The 20,182-nt window shown below is 66.0% G+C and carries 18 protein-coding genes; 1 reads left to right on the top strand and 17 read right to left on the bottom strand.

Annotated features, from left to right (window positions below):
• Positions 1–69: 69 nt before the first annotated feature.
• Genes BM004_RS07200 through BM004_RS07215 form a run of 4 tightly spaced genes read right to left on the bottom strand, consistent with a single transcriptional unit; the run spans position 70 to position 5,062 of the window.
• A complete protein-coding gene (locus tag BM004_RS07200; RefSeq protein WP_093128600.1) occupies positions 70–1,632 on the bottom strand; it encodes a DHA2 family efflux MFS transporter permease subunit in 1,563 nt (520 codons plus the stop codon).
• 41 nt (positions 1,633–1,673) lie between these two features.
• Entirely contained in the window at positions 1,674–2,996 is a 1,323-nt protein-coding gene (locus tag BM004_RS07205; protein WP_093128598.1) for an HlyD/EmrA/EmrK family protein, read from the bottom strand.
• Positions 2,997–3,039: 43 nt separating this feature from the next.
• Entirely contained in the window at positions 3,040–4,530 is a 1,491-nt protein-coding gene (locus BM004_RS07210) for an efflux transporter outer membrane subunit (protein ID WP_093212213.1), read from the bottom strand.
• Positions 4,523–5,062, bottom strand: a complete 540-nt coding sequence (locus BM004_RS07215) for a MarR family winged helix-turn-helix transcriptional regulator (protein ID WP_093212215.1) — start codon at positions 5,060–5,062, stop codon at positions 4,523–4,525. Before BM004_RS07215 ends, BM004_RS07210 begins: the two co-directional genes overlap by 8 nt.
• Before the next feature lie 76 nt (positions 5,063–5,138).
• Between BM004_RS07215 and BM004_RS07220 the strand changes: the two genes are divergently transcribed.
• Entirely contained in the window at positions 5,139–6,923 is a 1,785-nt protein-coding gene (locus tag BM004_RS07220) for an ABC transporter transmembrane domain-containing protein (protein WP_093128594.1), read from the top strand.
• A gap of 52 nt (positions 6,924–6,975) precedes the next feature.
• On the opposite strand, the gene BM004_RS07225 is transcribed toward BM004_RS07220, so the two are convergent.
• Genes BM004_RS07225 through nuoE form a run of 13 tightly spaced genes read right to left on the bottom strand, consistent with a single transcriptional unit; the run spans position 6,976 to position 20,174 of the window.
• Positions 6,976–7,449 carry a DUF1178 family protein gene (locus BM004_RS07225; protein WP_093212217.1) on the bottom strand — a complete coding sequence of 158 codons (474 nt, stop codon included), beginning with the start codon at positions 7,447–7,449 and terminating at the stop codon, positions 6,976–6,978.
• Between the two features lie 7 nt (positions 7,450–7,456).
• Entirely contained in the window at positions 7,457–8,062 is a 606-nt protein-coding gene (locus tag BM004_RS07230; protein ID WP_093128592.1) for an NUDIX domain-containing protein, read from the bottom strand.
• A gap of 4 nt (positions 8,063–8,066) precedes the next feature.
• On the bottom strand, positions 8,067–8,372 hold the full coding sequence (locus BM004_RS07235; RefSeq protein WP_093212219.1) for a DUF2818 family protein: 306 nt from the start codon (positions 8,370–8,372) through the stop codon (positions 8,067–8,069).
• 34 nt (positions 8,373–8,406) lie between these two features.
• Positions 8,407–9,894 carry an NADH-quinone oxidoreductase subunit NuoN gene (gene nuoN / locus BM004_RS07240; protein ID WP_093212221.1) on the bottom strand — a complete coding sequence of 496 codons (1,488 nt, stop codon included), beginning with the start codon at positions 9,892–9,894 and terminating at the stop codon, positions 8,407–8,409.
• A gap of 24 nt (positions 9,895–9,918) precedes the next feature.
• Positions 9,919–11,397 carry an NADH-quinone oxidoreductase subunit M gene (locus tag BM004_RS07245; protein WP_093128588.1) on the bottom strand — a complete coding sequence of 493 codons (1,479 nt, stop codon included), beginning with the start codon at positions 11,395–11,397 and terminating at the stop codon, positions 9,919–9,921.
• Between the two features lie 25 nt (positions 11,398–11,422).
• The gene (nuoL, locus tag BM004_RS07250; RefSeq protein ID WP_093128586.1) at positions 11,423–13,468 is read right to left on the bottom strand and encodes an NADH-quinone oxidoreductase subunit L; all 2,046 of its coding nucleotides are present in this window, start codon (positions 13,466–13,468) and stop codon (positions 11,423–11,425) included.
• 7 nt (positions 13,469–13,475) lie between these two features.
• Positions 13,476–13,784, bottom strand: coding sequence for an NADH-quinone oxidoreductase subunit NuoK (nuoK, locus tag BM004_RS07255; RefSeq protein ID WP_019653383.1), 309 nt, complete (start codon positions 13,782–13,784; stop codon positions 13,476–13,478).
• On the bottom strand, positions 13,781–14,440 hold the full coding sequence (locus BM004_RS07260; RefSeq protein ID WP_093212222.1) for an NADH-quinone oxidoreductase subunit J: 660 nt from the start codon (positions 14,438–14,440) through the stop codon (positions 13,781–13,783). Before BM004_RS07260 ends, nuoK begins: the two co-directional genes overlap by 4 nt.
• A gap of 38 nt (positions 14,441–14,478) precedes the next feature.
• Positions 14,479–15,000, bottom strand: coding sequence for an NADH-quinone oxidoreductase subunit NuoI (gene nuoI / locus BM004_RS07265; RefSeq protein ID WP_093128583.1), 522 nt, complete (start codon positions 14,998–15,000; stop codon positions 14,479–14,481).
• A 17-nt stretch (positions 15,001–15,017) separates the two neighbouring features.
• Complete coding sequence (gene nuoH / locus BM004_RS07270; protein ID WP_093128582.1) at positions 15,018–16,094, bottom strand: NADH-quinone oxidoreductase subunit NuoH; 1,077 nt, start codon at positions 16,092–16,094, stop codon at positions 15,018–15,020.
• Entirely contained in the window at positions 16,091–18,262 is a 2,172-nt protein-coding gene (gene nuoG, locus BM004_RS07275; protein ID WP_093212224.1) for an NADH-quinone oxidoreductase subunit NuoG, read from the bottom strand. Before nuoG ends, nuoH begins: the two co-directional genes overlap by 4 nt.
• 17 nt (positions 18,263–18,279) lie before the next feature.
• Positions 18,280–19,620 (bottom strand): NADH-quinone oxidoreductase subunit NuoF, encoded by a 1,341-nt coding sequence (gene nuoF / locus BM004_RS07280; RefSeq protein WP_093128580.1) that lies wholly within the window; start codon positions 19,618–19,620, stop codon positions 18,280–18,282.
• Positions 19,620–20,174: an NADH-quinone oxidoreductase subunit NuoE family protein gene (nuoE, locus tag BM004_RS07285; RefSeq protein ID WP_256219822.1), complete on the bottom strand. Its 555-nt coding sequence runs from the start codon at positions 20,172–20,174 to the stop codon at positions 19,620–19,622. The genes nuoF and nuoE overlap by 1 nt, the downstream gene beginning before the upstream one ends.
• Between the last annotated feature and the right edge of the window lie 8 nt (positions 20,175–20,182).

The following is a 20,182-nucleotide window of genomic DNA, read 5'->3' on the forward strand; positions in this document are numbered from 1 at the left end:
ATGTGAAAACCCCCGGGTCTTCATGAAGAAGCCCGGGGGTTCGTGGGTCGATCGCTCGGCTTTGGCCGCTCAGTGCGCGCCCGCCGCGGCATCGCCGCCGGCGCCGCCCTTCTGCGGCCTGGCGAACCACACCAGCGGAATCAGCAGCAGGAACAGGATCGCCGACGCATAGAAGATGTCGTTCGTGGCCAGCATGAAGGCCTGCTGGTCGACGATGCGGTTGATCTGCCCCATCACCTGCTCGGTGCTGAAGCCGCTGCCCGTGAGGCCCGAGATCGCGCTGGTGGCCGCGCTGTTGCCCTGGGTCACGCTCTCGGCCAGCTGCGAGTGGTGCAGCGCCGCGCGGTTCTCCCACAGCGTGGTGGTGATCGACGTGCCCATGGCGCCCGCGGTGATCCGCAGGAAGTTCGACAACCCCGAGGCGGCCGGAATGCGGTCGGGCGTGAGGCCCGACAGCGTGATGGTCACCAGCGGAATGAAGAAGAACGCCATTGCCACGCCCTGGATGATCGTCGGGATGATGATCGTCACGAAGTCGGCCTGCGTGTTGAAGTTCGAGCGCATCCACAGCACCAGCGCGAACACCAGGAACGAGAAGGTCGCATAGCGGCGCGGATCGATCTTGGACACCGTGAGCCCCACCACCGGCGAGAAGAAGATCGCCAGCAGCCCCACGGGCGCCATGATCATCCCCGCCTGCGTGGCGGTGTAGCCCATCCACTGCTGCAGCCACAGCGGCAGCAGCACCACGTTGCCGAAGAACAGGCCGTAGGCCACGGCCGTTGCCACGGCGCCCGACCAGAAGTTGCGGCGCTTGAACAGCGACAGGTCGACCACCGGGTGCTTGTCGGTCAGCTCCCAGACCAGGAAGAACGCGAAGCCGACCACCGCCACCACCGCCATCAGGACGATCTGCGGCGAGTGGAACCAGTCGAGCTCCTTGCCCTTGTCGAGCATGAGCTGCATCGAGCCGACCCACAGCACCAGCAGCGCCAGGCCGATGGCGTCGATGGGCACCTTGTGCGTGTTGCTCTCGCGCTTGCGGTACAGCGTCCAGGTGATGGCCGCGGCCACGATGCCCACGGGGATGTTGATGTAGAAGATCCACGGCCACGAGATGTTGTCGGTGATCCAGCCGCCGAGCAGCGGCCCCATCACCGGCGCGACCAGCGTGGTCATCGACCACATCGCCATGGCCAGGCCCGCCTTGGCGCGCGGATAGCTCGACAGCAGCAGCGTCTGCGACAGCGGGATCATCGGCCCCGCGACGAAGCCCTGCAGCGCGCGAAACGCGATCAGCGTGGTCATGTTCGGCGCCAGGCCGCACAGCAGCGAGCTGATCATGAACAGGATCACGCTGGCCATGAACAGGCGCACCTGTCCGAAGCGCTGGGTCATGAAACCCGTGAGCGGCACCGCGATGGCGTTGGCCACCGCGAAGCTGGTGATGACCCAGGTGCCTTGCGTGGTGCTCACGCCCAGGTCACCCGAGATGGCGGGCAGCGACACGTTCGCGATCGACGAATCGAGCACGTTCATGAACGTTGCCGCAGACAGCGCAATCGTGCCCCAGACGCGGGCTGCGCCCTCGAGCGGGGGATGCGCGACGTAAGCAGGAGCGGCGGTGGCCATTGAGCTCGCGCGAACTGTTCAGTGAAAGGGTGCGCCGGCGATCAGCCCGGCTGGCCCTGCACGGCAACCGAGGCGCCGCCGGCCGGGGCCGGGGCCTTCGACGGCGCGTTGGCCGTGGCCGGTGCGCTGCGCCCGAGGTTGGCCGCGACGATGCGGTCCACTTCGGCGTCGGCGCCGCGGTCGAGCTGGCTGTACACGGCGGTCTGCGTCAAGGCGGCGGCGCGCGGCGCGTCGGCCAGCATCTTGCCGCTCTTGGACGAGATGTCGATCTCGGCGTCCATCGACAGGCCGATGCGCAGCGGGTTGGCCTTGAGCTGCTCGGGGTCGAGCGCAATGCGCACGGGCACGCGCTGCACCACCTTGATCCAGTTGCCGGTGGCGTTCTGCGCGGGCAGCAGCGCAAAGGCGCTGCCGGTGCCCACGCCCAGGCCCGCGACCTTGCCGCTGTACTCGACCTTCTTGCCGTACACGTCGGCGGTGAGCTTCACGGGCTGGTCGATGCGGATGTTGCGCAGCTGCACTTCCTTGAAGTTGGCGTCGACCCACAGCTGGTTGAGCGGCACGATCGACATCATCGGCGTGCCGGCCGCGACGCGCTGGCCGAGCTGCACGGTGCGCTTGGCAACATAGCCGTCGACCGGCGCGGGCATGGCGACGCGCTGCGTGGCCAGGTAGGCCTCGCGCACCTTGGCGGCGGCGGCCAGCACGCTCGGGTGCTGCGCCACGCTGGTGCCGTCGGTCAGCGACTGGTTGCTGGCCAGCGCTTCCTTGGCGGCGACCACGCCGGCCTGCGCGGCGGCGAGCTGGCTCTTGGCGGTGTCGAGCTGCGTCTCGGCATGGTTGAGTTCTTCCTTCGACACGGCGCCGTTGCCCGACAGCGCACGGCGGCGCTGCAGGTCGTCCTGCGCCTTGGCGATGTCGCTCTGCGCCTTCACGATGTCCGACTGGCGCAGCGTGACCTGCGCGGCCAGCGAGCCGTTGTTGGCGTACAGGGTGCGCACCTGGCGCACGGCCTGCGCGAGCGCGGCCTCCGACTGCTCCAGCGACACCTTGGCGTCGGCCGGGTCGAGCTGCACCAGCGGCTGGCCGGCCTTCACGAAGTCGGTGTCGTCGGCGTTGATGGCCATCACGGTGCCGCCGATCTGCGGCGTGATCTGGATCACGTTGCCTTGCACGTAGGCGTTGTCGGTGTCCTCGTAGTGGCTGGCGACCAGCCATTCGTAGACGCCCCAGCCGCCGCCGGCGACGATGACCACCGCGGCAAGCGCGGTGAGTGCGCGGCGGCGCTTGCCGTTGCCGGCGGGCGCCTCGGGGGCTGCGGAAGCTGTGGCTGCAGCGGGCGTCGGAGTGTTGTTGTCGCTCATGATGAAGTTCTTTCCGAAGACGAAATGGTCAGTTCAAGCCGGTTCAGTTCACTGCGCCCGGGGCAGCGCCCGACGCCGATGCCGAGGCCGTGTTGCTGGCCGGAGGCTGCCAGCCGCCGCCCAGTGCACGCGCCAGGCCCACCTGCGTGTCGAGCGCGCGCGCGGCGAGGTCGACCGCCAGTCGGCGTTGCGCCAGCACGGAGGTTTCCGCGGTCAGCACGTTGAGGTAGTTGCCCAGGCCCGCGCGGTAGCGCTGCACGGCGATGTCGTAGGCGCCCTCGGCCGCGGTCTGCGCGGCGCGCTGCTCGGCCTGCTGGCGGGCGATGGATTGCGCGCTGGAGAGCTGGTCGGCCGCGTCGCGCACGGCGTCGATCACGGTGGCGTTGTAGCTTTCGATGGCCACGTCGAGGTCGGCCGACTTGCCGCGCAGGTTGGCGCGCAGCTTGCCGCCTTCGAAGATCGGCAGCGTGACGGCCGGGCCCACGCCCCACTGCTCGCTGCCCGACTTCAGCAGCTTGCCGAAGCCCAGGCTCTGGAAGCCGGCGAAGGCCGTGAGGTTCACGTTGGGATAGAACAGCGTCTTGGCGTTCTTCACGTCGCTGGTGGCGGCCTCGACGCGCCAGCGCGCGGCGGCGATGTCGGCGCGGCGGCCCAGCAGGTCGGCCGGAATGTTGGCCTGCAGCGCCATCGGCTTCACGTTGCCTAGCAGCGGCGGCTTGAGCGACTGCGACACGTTGGGCTGGCCCACGAGCGCGTCGAGCGCGTGCTGCTGCAGCGCGATCTGTTCGTTCAGCGCTTCGATCTGCTGGCGTGCCTCGGGCAGGCCGCCTTCGCTCTGGCGCAGTTCGAGGCGGGTGTCCAGGCCGGCGGAGACGCGGTCGCGTACCAGCTTGAGGGTTTCGTCGCGCTGGGCCAGCGTGCGCTGCGCCACGGTGAGCTGGTCGTTCAGGCGCGCCCACTGGAAGTAGCTGCGTGTCACGTTGCTGGCCAGCAGCACGCGGGCCGCGTCGGCATCGGCGGCCGCGGCGTTGGCCGTGCCGATGACGGTGTCGAGCGCGCTGCGGTTCTTGCCGAAGAAATCGAGCTCCCAGCTCGCGCTGAGCTGCAGCAGGCCGATGTTCTGCGTGGAGCCGCCCAGCGGCGCCGGGTAGATGTAGTTGCTGTTGAACTTCTGGCGGTTCAGGTTCAGGTCGCCCTTGACCTGCGGCAGCAGCGCGGCGCCCGCGATTTCGGCCGAGGCCTGCGCGCGCGCGAGGCGGGCCTGCGCGACCTGCAGGTTCGGGTTGCCGGCCACGGCCTGGCCGATCAGCGTGTCGAGTTGGGTGTCGCCGAACGCGGTCCACCATTGGCTGTCGAGCGTGGCGGCGGGTGCGGCGGCGCTGTCGGGCGCGATGCCCAGCGACGAGGCGTCGCGCAGCGAGGCCTGCGAGCCGATGCCGGCCATGTCGGCACAGCCGGCCAGCGCGATCACCAGCAGCGCGGCGGCCACGACGGGTGTGCGACGCAGCGTGCGCACGGCGAAGGAATCAGTCATTTTTATCTCCACGGACCGCAATGGCCTGGGCGTTGTCGAGGATGCGGCGCAAGTAGCCCTTGAGCTGCTCCCATTCCTCGTTGGAAAAACCTGCAAGATGTTCGTTCTGCACGCGGCTCAGCACGTACGGCACTTCCTTGGCGGCGGAGCGGCCTTCGTCGGTGAGCTCGATGTTGACCACGCGGCGGTCTTCGAGCGAGCGCACCCGGCGGCACAGGCCCTTGGCCTCGAGGCGGTCGAGCAGGCGCGTCATGGCGCCGGTGTCGAGCTCGCAGGCGCGGGCCAGTTCGGCCACCGTGGTGGCGGCGCCAACGTGCAATTTGTAGAGGGGCACCCACTGCGGATAGGTCGGGCTGCCAGGCTCGCAGATGCGGCTTTCGATGGACTGGCCCACGGCCGTCACGATGCGGCGCATCAGGTAGCCGATGCTCTCCTCGGCCTGGTAGGTTTCCGGCCGGTAGAAGGCGGCAGGCGCGCGACGCTCGGCGTCGGCTAGCGCAGACGTGGCTTTGGTGGAATTTGCATCGCTCATGGGTCAAATATTAGTTGCCGCGGCAGTTATTGTCAAGGCTGCCTTTGTAGGGGCAAGGGATCGTTAGAATCGCCGGATGGCTTCTAACCCTCCGTCTTCCATGGCCAAGGGCTCGCCCCGGTCGCTGTCGGGCCTGAGCCCTTTTCTCCGCCCCTACCGGGTCCAGATCGTCCTGGCGGCCGTCTTTCTGGTGATGGCGGCGATCACTACGCTGGCTTTCCCTATCGCCTTGCGCAGCCTGATTGACGGAGGCTTGATCAACCCCGACAAGGGCGCGCAGACCATGGCGCTGCGCGAGCACTTCGGCGCCCTCTTCGCGGTGGCGGTGGCGCTGGGCCTTTTCTCAGCGGCGCGCTTCTATACGGTGAGCTGGCTGGGCGAGCGCGTGACGGCCGACATCCGCAATGCGGTCTACGGCCACGTTCTGACGCAGAGCCCCGCGTTCTTCGAGACGACCCAGACCGGCGAGGTGCTGTCGCGCCTCACGGCCGACACCACGCTCGTGCAGACCGTCGTCGGCTCGTCCCTGAGCATGGGCCTGCGCAACGCGGTGATGGGCGTGGGCGCGCTGGCGGTGCTGGTGTGGACCAACCCTTACGTGATGGTGCAGGTGCTGGGCATCCTGGTGCTGGTGGTGCTGCCGAGCATGTGGTTCGGCCGCCGCGTGCGCAAGCTGTCGCGCGCCAGCCAGGACCGCGTGGCCGATTCGAGCGCCATCGCCGCCGAAGTGCTGAACGCCATTCCGGTGGTGCAGAGCTACACGGCCGAAGGCCGCGAGGCGACGCGCTTCAACGGCTCGACCGAGAACGCCTTCCGCACCGCCGTGCGGCGCACCAAGGCGCGCTCGGTGCTGGTGGCGTTCATCATCATCGCGACCTCAGCGGCGCTGCTCTGGGGCCTGTACCAGGGCACGCAGGCGGTGCTGCGCGGCGACATCACGGCCGGTCACCTGGGCCAGACCGTGGTCTACGTGGCGATCCTGGCGAGCGCGACCGCCGTGCTCGGCGAGGTCTACGGCGACCTGCTGCGCGCCGCCGGCGCAACCGAGCGCCTGATGGAGCTGCTGCACGCGCCCGCGGCCATCGTGTCGCCGGCAAGACCGGCTGTCACGCCCGTCCCCGTGGCGGGCAGCGCCATCCAGTTCGACGCGGTGACCTTCCACTACCCGTCGCGGCCCGGCACGCCGGCGCTGCGCGATTTCAGCCTGGCCGTCGCGCCCGGCGAGACGGTGGCGCTGGTGGGCTCGAGCGGCGCGGGCAAGAGCACGGTGTTCCAGCTCCTGCTGCGCTACTACGACCCGCAATCGGGCCGCCTCACGCTCGACGGGACGCCGCTCGCCTCGCTCGCCCTGCCCGACCTGCGCACCCGCATCGGCTTGGTGCCGCAGGACGCGGTGATCTTCTCGGCCAGCGCGTTCGAGAACATCCGCTACGGCCGCCCGGAGGCCACGGCCGACGAAGTGCACGCCGCCGCGCGCGCCGCCTTCGCGCACGACTTCCTGCAGGCGCTGCCCGAGGGCTACGACACCTTCCTGGGCGAGCGCGGCACGCGCCTGTCGGGCGGGCAGCGCCAGCGCATCGCGATCGCGCGCGCGATCCTCAAGAACCCGCCGCTGCTGCTGCTCGACGAAGCCACGAGCGCACTTGACGCGGAAAGCGAGCGCATGGTGCAGGCGGCATTGGAATCGGCGATGGAAAACCGCACGACGGTCGTGATCGCCCACCGCCTGGCGACCGTGCAGAAGGCCGACCGCATCGTGGTGCTGGACCACGGCGGCATCGTCGAACAGGGAACGCACGCGACGCTGGTCGCGCAAGGCGGGGTCTACGCGCGCCTGGCGGCGCTGCAGTTCGCAGCCTGAGCGGCTGCGCCGTGCAAGCCGATGGCCGCTGGCCGCTGGCCGATCGCGACGCTTACTGCAGGGTTTCCTTGAGCGCCGCCGGAATCGGCAGCGCCATCACCGCAATGCCTTCGTCGAGCAGCGCTTCCGTCTGCTCGGGCGTGGCCTGGCCGCGGATGCCGCGCTCCTGGGCTTCGCCGTAGTGCATCTTGCGGGCCTCGTCGGCAAAGCGCTCGCCGACGTCCTCGGTCTTCGCCAGCACCTCGCGCACCGCGCGCATCCAGCGGGCTTCGGGCGAGAGTTCGGCGGGAACCTTGGAAGAAGACGGTGAGGACGAAGAAGACGAACCGGACGCAGCCGATTCCTTCGGCGCCTTGGCATTGCCCAGGTTGATGCGCGGTGCGCTCAGCAGCTTGACGATGGCGGTGTCGCCGCAGACCGGGCATTCGACCAGCCCGCCGGCCAACTGGGTGTCGAAGGCCTCGTTGGACGCGAACCAGCCTTCGAAGCCATGGCCGTGCGCGCAGCGGAGATCGAGAACCTTCATGCGCGGATTATCCCGCGCTGCCTTCTGCCGGCACGGGCTGCCAGTCCAGAGCCCATGCGCCCGAAAGGACGTTCTGCAGCCACAGCGTGCAGGTCAGCGTCTTGGCGTCGGTCACGGTGCCGTCGCGGCACCAGCCGGCCAGCTCTTCGGGCGTGGCCGTGAACACGTCGAGAAACTCGCCGTGGTCGAGCTGGCGCTCGCCCAGCGAGAGGCCGCGTGCAAAGTAGATGTGGATGATTTCGGTGGAGTACGCCACCGCCAGGTGCATCGCACCCGCATGCGCCCATTCGCGCGCGGTGTAGCCCGTTTCCTCGAGCAGCTCACGCCGGCCGCACACGAAAGGGTCTTCGCCCGCATCGAGCTTGCCCGCCGGGAACTCGGTCATCACGTGGCCGATCGGGTAGCGGAACTGGCGCTCCAGCACCACGCGGCCGTCGTCCAGCAGCGGAATGACCACCACGGCACCGGGATGCACCACGTACTCGCGCGTGGCGGTATGGCCGTCGGGCAGGCGAATGGTGTCGCGCTTGGCTTTCAGGAAGTTGCCCTTGACGAGCTCTTCGCTGCTGATCAGCTCTTCGCGCAGATGGGAATCGGTGGTCGAGGAAGTCATGTCGTCAGTGCCTGTGTTTCATCAGGTAGCGCCAGGTGAACCCGGGAAAGGCCAGCACGATGAACAGCGTGCCGGTCACCGCATAGAACTCCCAGCCCTGCGAAGCGATCTGCCCTGCCCTGCGCTCGAACAGCAGCCCGACCGCGCCCGACAGAAAGTACAAGACCACCAGCTCGGCGAGCCGCACCGCGAGCGACTTGGGCTTTGTCGCCAGCGGCACGACGCCGAACAGGCGGTCGTTGAAGAAAGGCAGGTTGGCGGCCACCAGGGCCACCAGCAGCACGACCCAGACCGACGCGGTTTGCGACACCGTGAATGACGGAACGGAACGGGCCGGGGCCGCGTCAGTGGGCCAGGGTCGCCACGATCGCGTCGTAGCAAAGGGTCATCAGGCCGCCGGGCAGGATGCCCAGGATCAGGATCAGCGCGCCGTTGATCGTGAGCACGGTGCGCACGTCGCGCGGTGCCGACACGGTGGTGGCCGTGACGGGCGCGTCGAAGTACATGACCTTGACCACGCGCAGGTAGTAGAAGGCGCCGATCAGCGACATGATCACCGCGAACACGGCCAGAGCGATGTAGATGGCCTGGCCCGAGGCGATCAGTGCCTGCAGCACCGCCAGCTTGGCGTAGAAGCCCACCAGCGGCGGCAGGCCGGCCAGCGAGAACATCGCGATAGCCATCACGCCGGCGTACAGCGGGCTGCGCTGGTTCAGGCCTGCGAGGTCGGTGATCTCTTCGCTTTCGAAGCCTTCGCGCGCCAGCAGCAGGATGATGCCGAAGCTCGCGAGCGTCGTCAGCACGTAGGTCACGATGTAGAACATCGAGGCGCTGTAGGCGTACTGGGCGTTGTAGGTGCCCTGCTGGTCCGAACCCGCCACCAGGCCCAAGAGCATGAAGCCCATCTGCGAAATGGTCGAGTACGCCAGCATCCGCTTCAGGTTGCTCTGCGCAATGGCGGCCAGGTTGCCCACCAGCAGCGAGGCGATGGCCATCACGGCCAGCATCTGCTGCCAGTCGATGGCCAGCGGCTGCAGCGCGTCGACCAGCAGGCGGATGATGATGGCGAAGGCAGCCAGTTCAGGCGCGGCGCCGATCAGCAGCGTGACCGCGGTCGGTGCGCCCTGGTAGACGTCGGGCACCCACATGTGGAACGGCGCAGCGCCCACCTTGAATGCCAGGCCGGCCACGATGAACACCAGGCCGAACACCAGCACCTGGTGGTTCACCTTGCCGCTGGCGATGGTCTTGAACACTTCGTTGACGTCCAGCGAACCGGTCGCGCCGTACATCATCGACAGGCCGTACAGCAGGAAGCCGCTGGCCATGGCGCCGAGCACGAAGTACTTCATGGCGGCTTCGCTGGCCACCGCGTTGTCGCGGCGCAGCGCCACCAGCGCGTAGCTCGACAGCGTGAGCAGTTCCAGGCCCAGGTAGATCAGCAGGAAGTTGCTGCCCGAGATCATCACGAACATGCCCAGCAGCGCGAACATGCTGATGGTGAACATCTCGCCGCCGCGCAGCATCTCGCGGTCGGCCGCATAGGGACGGCCGTAGACCAGCGTGACCATCAAGGCGACGGTGGCGAAGCACTTGAGCCAGTTGCCCATCGGGTCGCTGACCACCATGCCGCCGAAACCGTAGATCGTCTTGGCATCGAGGGCCTGCAGGCCCGAAAGCACGGCCACCACGGCGAGCGTGAGCAGCGTGAGCACGTAGGTGCGCGTGCGGCGCGGGCTCGTGGTGGACAGGTCGACCAGCGCAATGATGCAGGTCATGACCAGCAGCACGATTTCCGGGTAGATCGTGACCCAGCTGAGTTTGTCAATCATCTCGTTCTCTTCTTCAGCGTGGCATCAGGAGGGCAGCTTCGACACTGCCACATGGCGCAGGAGCTCGGTCACCGAGGCGTCCATGGCATCGGTGAAGGGCTTCGGATACAGGCCCATCCACAGCACGGCGATGGCCAGCAGCGCCAGCATCAGGAATTCGCGGGCGTTGATGTCCTTGAGTTCCTTGACGTGGTCGTTGCCGACCGGGCCCAGGTACACGCGCTTGTACATCCACAGGGTGTAGGCCGCGCCGAAGATCAGCGCGGTGGCAGCGCCCAGGCCGACCCAGAAGTTGGCCTTCACGGCGCCCAGGATCACCATCCACTCGCCCACGAAACCGGCGGTGCCCGGCAGGCCGCAATTGGCCATGGCGAACAGCAGCGCGAACGCGGCGAACTTGGGCATGGTGTTTACCACGCCGCCGTAGTCGGCGATCTGGCGCGAGTGCACGCGGTCGTACAGCACGCCGATGCCCAGGAACATGGCGCCCGACACGAAGCCGTGGGCAATCATCTGCACGATGCCGCCGGACACGCCGAGCTCGTTGAAGATGAAGAAGCCCAGCGTCACGAAGCCCATGTGGGCGACCGACGAGTAAGCCACCAGCTTCTTCATGTCCTGCTGCACCAGCGCGACCAGGCCCACGTAGATCACGGCGATCAGCGACAGCGCGATCATGAGCCAGGCCCATTCGTGCGAAGCGTCGGGCGCGATCGGCATCGAGAAGCGCAGGAAACCGTAGGCACCCAGCTTCAGCATGATGGCCGCCAGCACGGCGGAGCCGCCGGTGGGCGCTTCCACGTGCACGTCGGGCAGCCAGGTGTGCACCGGCCACATCGGCACCTTCACCGCGAAGGCCGCAAAAAAGGCGAAGAACAGGAAGGTCTGCGCGGTCGACCCCAGCGGCAGCTTGTGCCAGGCCAGGATGTCGAAGCTGCCGCCCGACTTGTTGTACAGGAAGATCAGCGCCACCAGCATCAGCAGCGAGCCGAGCAAGGTGTACAGGAAGAACTTGAACGCCGCGTAGATCTTGTTCGGGCCGCCCCAGATACCGATGATCAGGTACATCGGGATCAGCGTGGCTTCGAAGAACACGTAGAACAGGATGCCGTCGAGCGCGGAGAACACGCCGATCATGAAACCCGACAGGATCAGGAACGCGCCCATGTACTGGTTCACGCGTTCGGTGATCACTTCCCAGGCCGAGATCACGACGATCACCGTGATGAACGACGTCAGCAGCACCAGCCAGAGCGACATGCCGTCGATTCCGAGGTGGTAGTTGACGTTGAAGCGCGAGATCCAGCTCGTCTTCTCGACGAACTGCATGGCGGCGGTACCGTTCTGGAATCGCGTGAACAGCGGCACCGTGACCAGGAAGCTCACGATGGCACCGACGAGCGCGACCCAGCGTACGCCTCTGGCGTGCTCGTCACGGCCAAACGCCAGCAGCGCGACGCCGAATGCAATCGGCACCCAGATGGCAAGGCTCAACAAACCCATTTTTCTTTTTCTCCAGCGCTTAGGCTCAGCGTTTGAACCAGACGAAATACGTCATGAGGACGAAGATGCCGAGCAGCATCGCGAAGGCGTAGTGATAGATGTAGCCCGACTGCATCCAGCGCACCACACCCGAAATCCGGCCGACCAGTTTCCACGAACCATTCACGATGGCACCGTCGATCACGGCCTGGTCGCCACCCTTCCACAGACCGGTACCGAGCGCACGCGTACCGCGGGCGATGATGTTCTCGTTGATCCAGTCCATGTAGTACTTGTTTTCCAGCAGGCGGTAGATCGGACCGCACGCACGCTTGATCGCCGCCGGCAGCGCCGGGTTGATCATGTACATGTAGTACGACAGCACCACGCCTGCCAGTGCCAGCCAGAACGGCGCGGCCGTCAGGCCGTGGATGGCCATGGCCACCGGGCCGTGGAAGGCTTCTTCCAGTTCCTTCATGGCGTGGTGCTTGGCACCGTCCACGAAGATCGCGTTCTTGAAGAACTCGCCGAACAGCATCGGCTCGATCGTCATGAAGCCGATCACCACCGAGGGAATGGCCAGCAGCACCAGCGGCAGCCAGACCACCATGGGCGACTCGTGCGGCTTGTGGGCGTCGTGACCATGCCCGTGATCGTCATGGCCATGGGCGTCGTGCGCATGGTCGTCGTGGTGGGCGTCGGGGTTCTGGTCGTAGCGTTCCTTGCCGTGGAAGACCAGGAAGTACATGCGGAACGAGTAGAACGCCGTGATGAACACGCCGGCCAGCACCGCGTAGTACGCGAAGTTCGCGCCCCACAGGTGGCTTTCGTGCACCGCTTCGATGATGCTGTCCTTCGAGTAGAAGCCGGCGAAGAACGGCGTGCCGATCAGCGCGAGCGAACCCAGCAGCGAAGTGATCCAGGTGATCGGCATGTACTTGCGCACGCCGCCCATCCAGCGGATGTCCTGGTTGTGGTGCATGCCGATGATGACCGAGCCGGCACCGAGGAACAGCAGCGCCTTGAAGAACGCGTGCGTCATCAGGTGGAACACCGCGACCGAGTAGGCCGAGGCACCGAGCGCCACCGTCATGTAGCCGAGCTGCGAGAGCGTCGAGTACGCGACCACGCGCTTGATGTCGTTCTGGATGATGCCCAGGAAGCCCATGAACAGCGCGGTGATGGCGCCGATCACGAGGATGAAGCTCAGGGCCGTGTCGCTCAGCTCGAACAGCGGCGACATGCGCGCCACCATGAAGATGCCGGCCGTGACCATGGTCGCGGCGTGGATCAGCGCGGAGATGGGCGTCGGGCCTTCCATCGAGTCGGGCAGCCACACGTGCAGCGGGAACTGCGCGCTCTTGCCCATGGCGCCGATGAACAGGCAGATGCAGATCACCGTGATGAGCATCCACTCGGTGCCCGGGAAGGTGATGCCGGCCAGGGTGTTGGCCTTGGCGAAGGCTTCGGTGTAGTTCAGCGTGCCGGCGTAGGCGGCGATCAGGCCGATACCGAGGATGAAGCCGAAGTCGCCCACGCGGTTGACCAGGAAGGCCTTCATGTTCGCGAAGATCGCGGTCGGCTTGTTGAACCAGAAGCCGATCAACAGGTACGACACCAGGCCCACCGCCTCCCAGCCGAAGAACAGCTGGAGCATGTTGTTGCTCATGACGAGCATCAGCATCGAGAACGTGAACAGCGAGATGTACGCGAAGAAACGGTTGTAGCCGTCGTCTTCTTCCATGTAGCCGATGGTGTAGATGTGGACCATCAGCGACACGAAGGTCACGACGCACATCATCATGGCGGTGAGGCCGTCGACCATGAAGCCGACTTCCATCTTCAGGCCGCCGACCACCATCCACTCGTAGAGGGTGGCGTTGAAGCGGGCACCGTCGGCCACCACGCTCTTGAGCGTCATGGCCGAGATGATGAAGGCCACCAGCACGCCCAGGATGGTCAGCGAATGCGTGACCTTGCGCCCGATGTGATTGCCGCCGAATTTGGTGCCGAACAGGCCTGCGACGGCGGCGCCGACCAGGGGTGCCAGCGGCACGGCCAGCAGTGTGGATGCGGAAAGGGTTGCGCTCATGTTGCTGTCAACCCTTGAGCGAGTTGAGTTCGTCCACGTTGATGTTCGACTTGTTGCGGAACAGCAGAACCAGCAGTGCCAGCCCGATGGCCGACTCGGCCGCCGCCACCGTCAGGATGAAGAACACGAAGATCTGTCCGTGCATGTCGCCCAGGAAGTGGGAGAACGCCACGAAGTTCATGTTGACCGCCAGCAGCATCAGCTCGATGGCCATCAGCAGAACGATCAGGTTCTTGCGGTTCAGGAAAATGCCGATCACGGACAGCGCGAAGAGCATCGCGCCGAGCGAAAGAAAGTGTCCGAGCGTGAGCGTCATGCCTTGTTTTCCTTTGCAGCGTCCGCAGCTGCTGCTTCAGCCGCCACGGGTTCGGCCGCACGCGTCACCGGCATCTGCACGATGCGCACGCGGTCACGCGCCTTCACGCGGACCTGGTCGCCCGGGTTGACGTACTTGCTGTCCTTGCGGGTGCGCAGCGTCAGCGCGATGGCGGCCACGATGGCCACGAGCAGGATGACTGCGGCAATTTCCAGCGGGTAGAGATATTCGGAGTACAGCAACTTGCCCAGTTCGAGCGTGTTGGATGCATTGGCCGCCATGGCACCCGTGGCGCGCGGTGCTTCGCCGAGGCGGAAGCCGCCCATGAGCACGGCCGCCATTTCGAGCGCAATGAGCGCACCCACGCCGGCAGCCAGCGGGAAGTGCTTCCAGAAGCCCTCCCGCAAGCCGTCGACGTTGATGTCCAGCATCATCACGACGAACAGGAACAGCACCATCACGGCGCCGACATACACCAGCACCAGCGAGATCGCGAGGAACTCGGCGCGCAGCAGCAACCAGATGGCCGATGCCTGGAAGAAGGCCAGCACCAGGTACAGCGCGGCGTACACGGGGTTGCGGGCGGTGATGACGCGGAACGCTGCGAACAGCAGCACCACGGCAAACAGATAGAACAGACCGGTCTTGACGTCCATTGGAATTCGAATTGGTACGGGGTTCGGGCTGGTCGGAATCAGCGGTACTTGGCGTCAGCCGCCTTGTTCGCTGCTATTTCGTTTTCGTAGCGATCGCCCACGGCAAGGAGCATGTCCTTGGTGAAGTACAGGTCGCCACGCTTCTCGCCGTGGTATTCGAAGATGTGCGTTTCCACGATCGAGTCGACCGGGCAGCTCTCTTCGCAGAAGCCGCAGAAGATGCACTTGGTCAGGTCGATGTCGTAGCGCGTGGTGCGGCGCGAGCCGTCGTCACGCACATCCGATTCGATGGTGATGGCCAGCGCCGGGCAGACGGCTTCGCAGAGCTTGCAGGCAATGCAGCGCTCTTCGCCGTTTTCGTAGCGGCGCAGGGCGTGCAGGCCCCGAAAACGCGGCGACAGCGGCGTCTTCTCTTCGGGGAACTGCACCGTGATCTTGCGGGCGAAGGCGTACTTGCCGGTGATGGCCAGGCCCTTGAACAGCTCGAACAGCATGAAGCTGCTCAGGAAGTCCTTGAGCGAGAACGGCGCGGACGGTGTTGCGGTGTGCGCAGCAGACATGGTGTTGGCGCTTCCTGTTATTTCCAGATGTTGAACGGCGTCTGCATCCAGCCACCGACCACGACCAGCCACACGAGGGTGACGGGAATGAAGATCTTCCAGCCCAGACGCATGATCTGGTCATAGCGAAAGCGCGGGAATGTCGAGCGGACCCACAGGAACATGGTGACCACGCAGAAGGTCTTGGCACCCAGCCAGATCCAGCCCGGAATGAAGCTCAGGAAGTCGAACGGCGGCAGCCATCCACCCAGGAACAGCACGACGGTCAGGATCGAGACGAGCCACATGTTGGCGTACTCGGCCAGGAAGAACATCGCGAAGCTCATGCCCGAGTACTCGATCATGTGGCCGGCCACGATTTCCGACTCGCCTTCCACCACGTCGAACGGGTGGCGGTTTGTTTCGGCGAGACCGGAGATGAAGTACACGACGAAGATCGGCAGCAGCGGCAACCAGTTCCACGACAGGAAGCCGACGCCCAGGTTGGCGAACATGCCCTTGCCCTGAACGTTCACGATTTCGGTCATGTTCAGGCTGCCGGTGACCATCAGCACCACGACGAAGCAGAAGCCCATCGCGATTTCGTAGCTCACCATCTGTGCCGAGGCGCGCAGCGCGCCCAGGAAGGCGTACTTCGAGTTCGAGGCCCAGCCGGCGATGATCACGCCGTACACCTCGAGCGAGGTGATGGCCATCACGAACAGCAGGCCGGCGTTGATGTTGGCCAGCGCCACGTCGGGACCGAAGGGAATCACGGCCCATGCGGCGAGCGCCGGCATGATGGTCATGACCGGGCCGAGCAGGAACAGGCCCTTGTTGGCGACCGTCGGAAGAATGATTTCCTTGGTCATCAGCTTGAGCGCGTCGGCGATCGGCTGCAACAGGCCCAGCGGGCCGGTGCGGTTCGGGCCGATGCGGATCTGCGTGAAGCCGATGGCCTTGCGCTCCCACAGCGTGAGGTAGGCCACGGCCCCCATCAACGGAAGCACGACCACGATGATCTTGATCAGCGTCCAGATCACGGGCCAGACCACGGCGGTCCACCAGCCTGCGGCGACCAGCCCCTGGCCGAAGCCATGAATTGCGTCGATCATGCCAGTGCCTCCTCGGCCCGAGCCGGTGCGGCCGGTGCGCTCGATGCATTGCGTGCATCGGCGGTCAGTTGCAGCGACGGTGCGCGGCGCACGATCGAATCCAGCTGGTAGATGCTGGCGACCACGGGCGCTGCGACAGCACCGTCGGCAGCCACGGCAGCGGCGGAGGTGGCGTTGCTCAGCGCATTCGCCGGCACCGCGCCCTTGTCACCGATGGTGGCCAGCACGTCGGCGGTCGATTCGAACGCGAAGCCCGGCAGGCCCAGCAGGTTGGCGAGCACGCGCAGCACCTTCCACGCCGGACGCGTTTCGCCTTGCGGCTTCACGACGGCATGGAAACCTTGCAGGCGGCCTTCGGCATTGACGAAGGTGCCCGGCGTTTCGGTGAACGGAGCGATCGGGAGCAGCACGTCGCTGAACGCGAGGTTGGCCTTGAAGGGGCTGAGCGTGACGACCATTTGCGCATTGCCGATGACATCGGCAGCGGCGGCGCCAGCGGCCGAGTCGAACACCGGCTCGGTGTTCAGCAGCATCACGGCCTTCAGGCCGGAGCCCGCAGCAAGCATGCGGCCGGCATCGAGGCCGCCGTTCTTGGGGAACGCGCCGACGATCTGCGCGCCCACGGTGTTGGCGGCTTCGGTCAGGTAGCCGACGGTGGCGCCGGTTTGCGCGCCGATCCAGTTCGCCAGGGCCAGCAGGCTGCCGGCCTGGGCGTGGTGGGCGGCGGCATTGCCGAGCAGCACGGCCTTGCGCTCGCCGCTCAGCAGCGAGGCAGCAATGGCCTTGGCGGCATCGCCGGGTGCGTTCTTCGGTGCCAGCGGTGCGGCTACGCCGTTGGTTTCACCAATGGCGGCGGCCACGGCGGCCAGGGCCTCGACCCACTGGTCGGCTTCGACGATGGACGACTGCGCCACATCGATGGCCCAGGCGTCGCGCTCGGCCATCAGGCCGGCCGAGGTGATCACCGACAGCGCGGCGCCCTTGCGCACGGCTTGGCGGATGCGCTGTGCGAACAGCGGATGTTCCTTGCGCAGGTTCGAGCCGACGACCAGCGCGCGCTGCACTTGCGTGAGCGAAGCGATCGAGGTGCCCAGCCAGCGCACGCCTTCGAACGCCGTGAATTCAGCGTTGCGCAGGCGGTAGTCGATGTTGTCGCTGCCGAGTTCACGCGTGAGCATGGCGGCGAGTTGCAGCTCTTCGAGCGTGCTGTGCGGGCTGACCAGCGTGCCGATGCTCTGGGCACCGTGGTCGGCCTTGATCTGGCGCAGGCCGTTGGCGACGTACTCGAGCGCCGTCTGCCAGTCGACCTGCTGCCATTGGCCGCCCTGCTTGAGCATGGGCTGCGTCAGGCGTTCCGGGCCGTTGAGCGCTTCGTACGAGAAGCGGTCGCGGTCGGCGATCCAGCATTCGTTGACGTCTTCGTTCTCCAGCGGCACCACGCGCATCACGCGGTTGTTCTTGACCTGGACGATCAGGTTGGCACCGGTGGAGTCGTGCGGGCTCACCGACTTGCGGCGCGACAGTTCCCAGGTGCGGGCGCTGTAGCGGAACGGCTTGCTCGTGAGCGCGCCGACCGGGCAGATGTCGATCATGTTGCCCGACAGCTCGGAGTCGACCGAGTCGCCGAGGAAGGTCTCGATTTCGGAGTGCTCGCCGCGCTGGGTCATGCCGAGCTCCATCACGCCGGCCACTTCCTGGCCGAAGCGGACGCAGCGCGTGCAATGGATGCAGCGGCTCATCTCTTCCATGCTGATCAGCGGGCCCACGTCCTTGTGGAACACGACGCGCTTTTCCTCTTCGTAACGCGAAGAGGAACCGCCGTAGCCCACGGCCAGGTCCTGCAGCTGGCATTCGCCGCCCTGGTCGCAGATCGGGCAATCCAGCGGGTGGTTGATCAGGAGGAACTCCATGACCGACTGCTGCGCCTTGATGGCCTTCTCGCTCTTGGTGCGAACGATCATGCCTTGCGTGACGGGCGTGGCGCAGGCCGGCATCGGCTTGGGCGCTTTTTCCACGTCCACGAGGCACATGCGGCAGTTGGCCGCGATGCTGAGTTTCTTGTGATAGCAGAAGTGCGGAATGTACGTGCCCGCCTTGTCGGCCGCATGCATGATCATGCTGCCTTCGGTCACGTCGACCTTCTTGCCGTCGAGTTCGATTTCAACCATATGTGTTTTTCTCGCGCTCAGGCCTGGACCGGCGCTTTGGGAACGTAGCCCGGAATCAGGGCTTCGAACTCATGACGGAAGTGCTTGATCATGGCGCGCACCGGCATGGCCGCTGCGTCGCCGAGCGCGCAGATCGTGCGGCCCTGGATGTTGTCTGCCACGGAGTTCAGCAGGTCCATGTCGTTCGCCCTGCCCTGCCCGTTGTGGATGCGCTCCACCACGCGGTAAAGCCAGCCCGTGCCTTCGCGGCACGGCGTGCACTGGCCACAGGACTCGTGCATGTAGAAGTACGACAGGCGCTTGAGCGACTCGACCATCGAACGGCTGTCGTCCATGACGATCACCGCGCCCGAACCGAGCATCGAGCCGGCCTTGGCGATGGAGTCGTAGTCCATGGTGCAGGCCATCATGATGTCGGCCGGCAGCACCGGCGACGACGATCCGCCAGGGATCACGGCCTTCAGGGTGCGACCCTTGCGCACGCCACCGCACAGCTCCAGCAGCTTGGAGAACGGCGTGCCCATGGGCACTTCGTAGTTGCCGGGCAACTCGACGTCGCCGCTCACCGAGTAGATCTTGGTGCCGCCGTTGTTCGGCTTGCCGCATTCGAGGTAGGCCGGACCGCCGTTGCGGATGATCCAGGGCACCGCCGCGAAGGTCTCGGTGTTGTTGATGGTGGTCGGCTTGCCGTACAGGCCGAAGCTGGCCGGGAACGGCGGCTTGAAGCGCGGCTGGCCCTTCTTGCCTTCGAGCGACTCGAGCAGCGCGGTTTCTTCGCCGCAGATGTAGGCGCCGAAGCCGTGGGCGGCGTGCAACTGGAAGTTGTACGTGCTGCCCATGATCTTGTCGCCGAGGTAGCCGGCGGCGCGCGCTTCTTCGAGGGCTTCCTCGAAACGGTCGTAGCTCTGGAAGATCTCGCCGTGGATGTAGTTGTAGCCGACGCTGATGCCCATCGCATACGCGGCGATGGCCATGCCTTCGATCACGATGTGCGGGTTGAACTGCAGGATGTCGCGGTCCTTGCACGTGCCGGGTTCGCCTTCGTCCGAATTGCAGACGAGGTACTTCTGGCCCGGGAACTGGCGGGGCATGAAGCTCCACTTCAGGCCGGTCGGGAAACCCGCGCCGCCACGGCCGCGCAGGCCCGAGGCCTTCACTTCGGCAATCACCTGGTCGGGCGTGAGGCCCTCCGTCAGGATCTTGCGCAGCGCCTGGTAGCCGCCGCGCGCTTCGTAGTCGGCCAGGCGCCAGTTGGTGCCGTCGAGGCCCGCATAGATCTGCGGCTCGATGTGGCGGTCATGGAAACAGGTCTGGACGCCCGTTGCCTGGAACTGCTGGAGAACTTGTTCGGGTGACATCACGAAGCCTCCCCCTTGGTGGCGGGCGTGGAACCACGCAGGCCGTCGATGAGCTGGTCGAGCTTTTCGTTGCTCATGAAGCTGCACATGGTGCGGTCGTTGACCAGCATCACGGGCGAATCGGCGCACGCGCCCAGGCATTCGCTCTGCTGCAGCGTGAACACGCCGTCGGCCGTGGTCTCGCCCATCTTGATGCCGAGCTTCTTCTCCAGGTGCACGAGGGCGGTGACGCCGTCACGCAGCTGGCAAGGCAGGTTGGTGCACACGTTGAGCTTGAACTTGCCCACCGGATGCTGGTTGTACATGTTGTAGAAGGTCGTCACTTCGTGCACGGCGATGGGCGCCATGCCGAGGTACTCGGCAATCTCGCGCTCGCGCTGCAGGCTGACGTAGCCCTCGTCCTGCTGGACGATGGCCAGGCAAGCCATCACGGCGGATTGCTTGCCTGCTTCGGGATACTTGGCGGCCTCGCGCGCAAAGCGCTCGAGGATCGCGGGCTCAAGAGGTGCGCAAGGCGCCGAAGGCGCCGTGTCATGGTGGGTCGAGGAAGTCATTCGCTCTT

The organism is Variovorax sp. OK212 (genome assembly GCF_900112425.1).
Lineage (GTDB): Bacteria > Pseudomonadota > Gammaproteobacteria > Burkholderiales > Burkholderiaceae_C > Variovorax.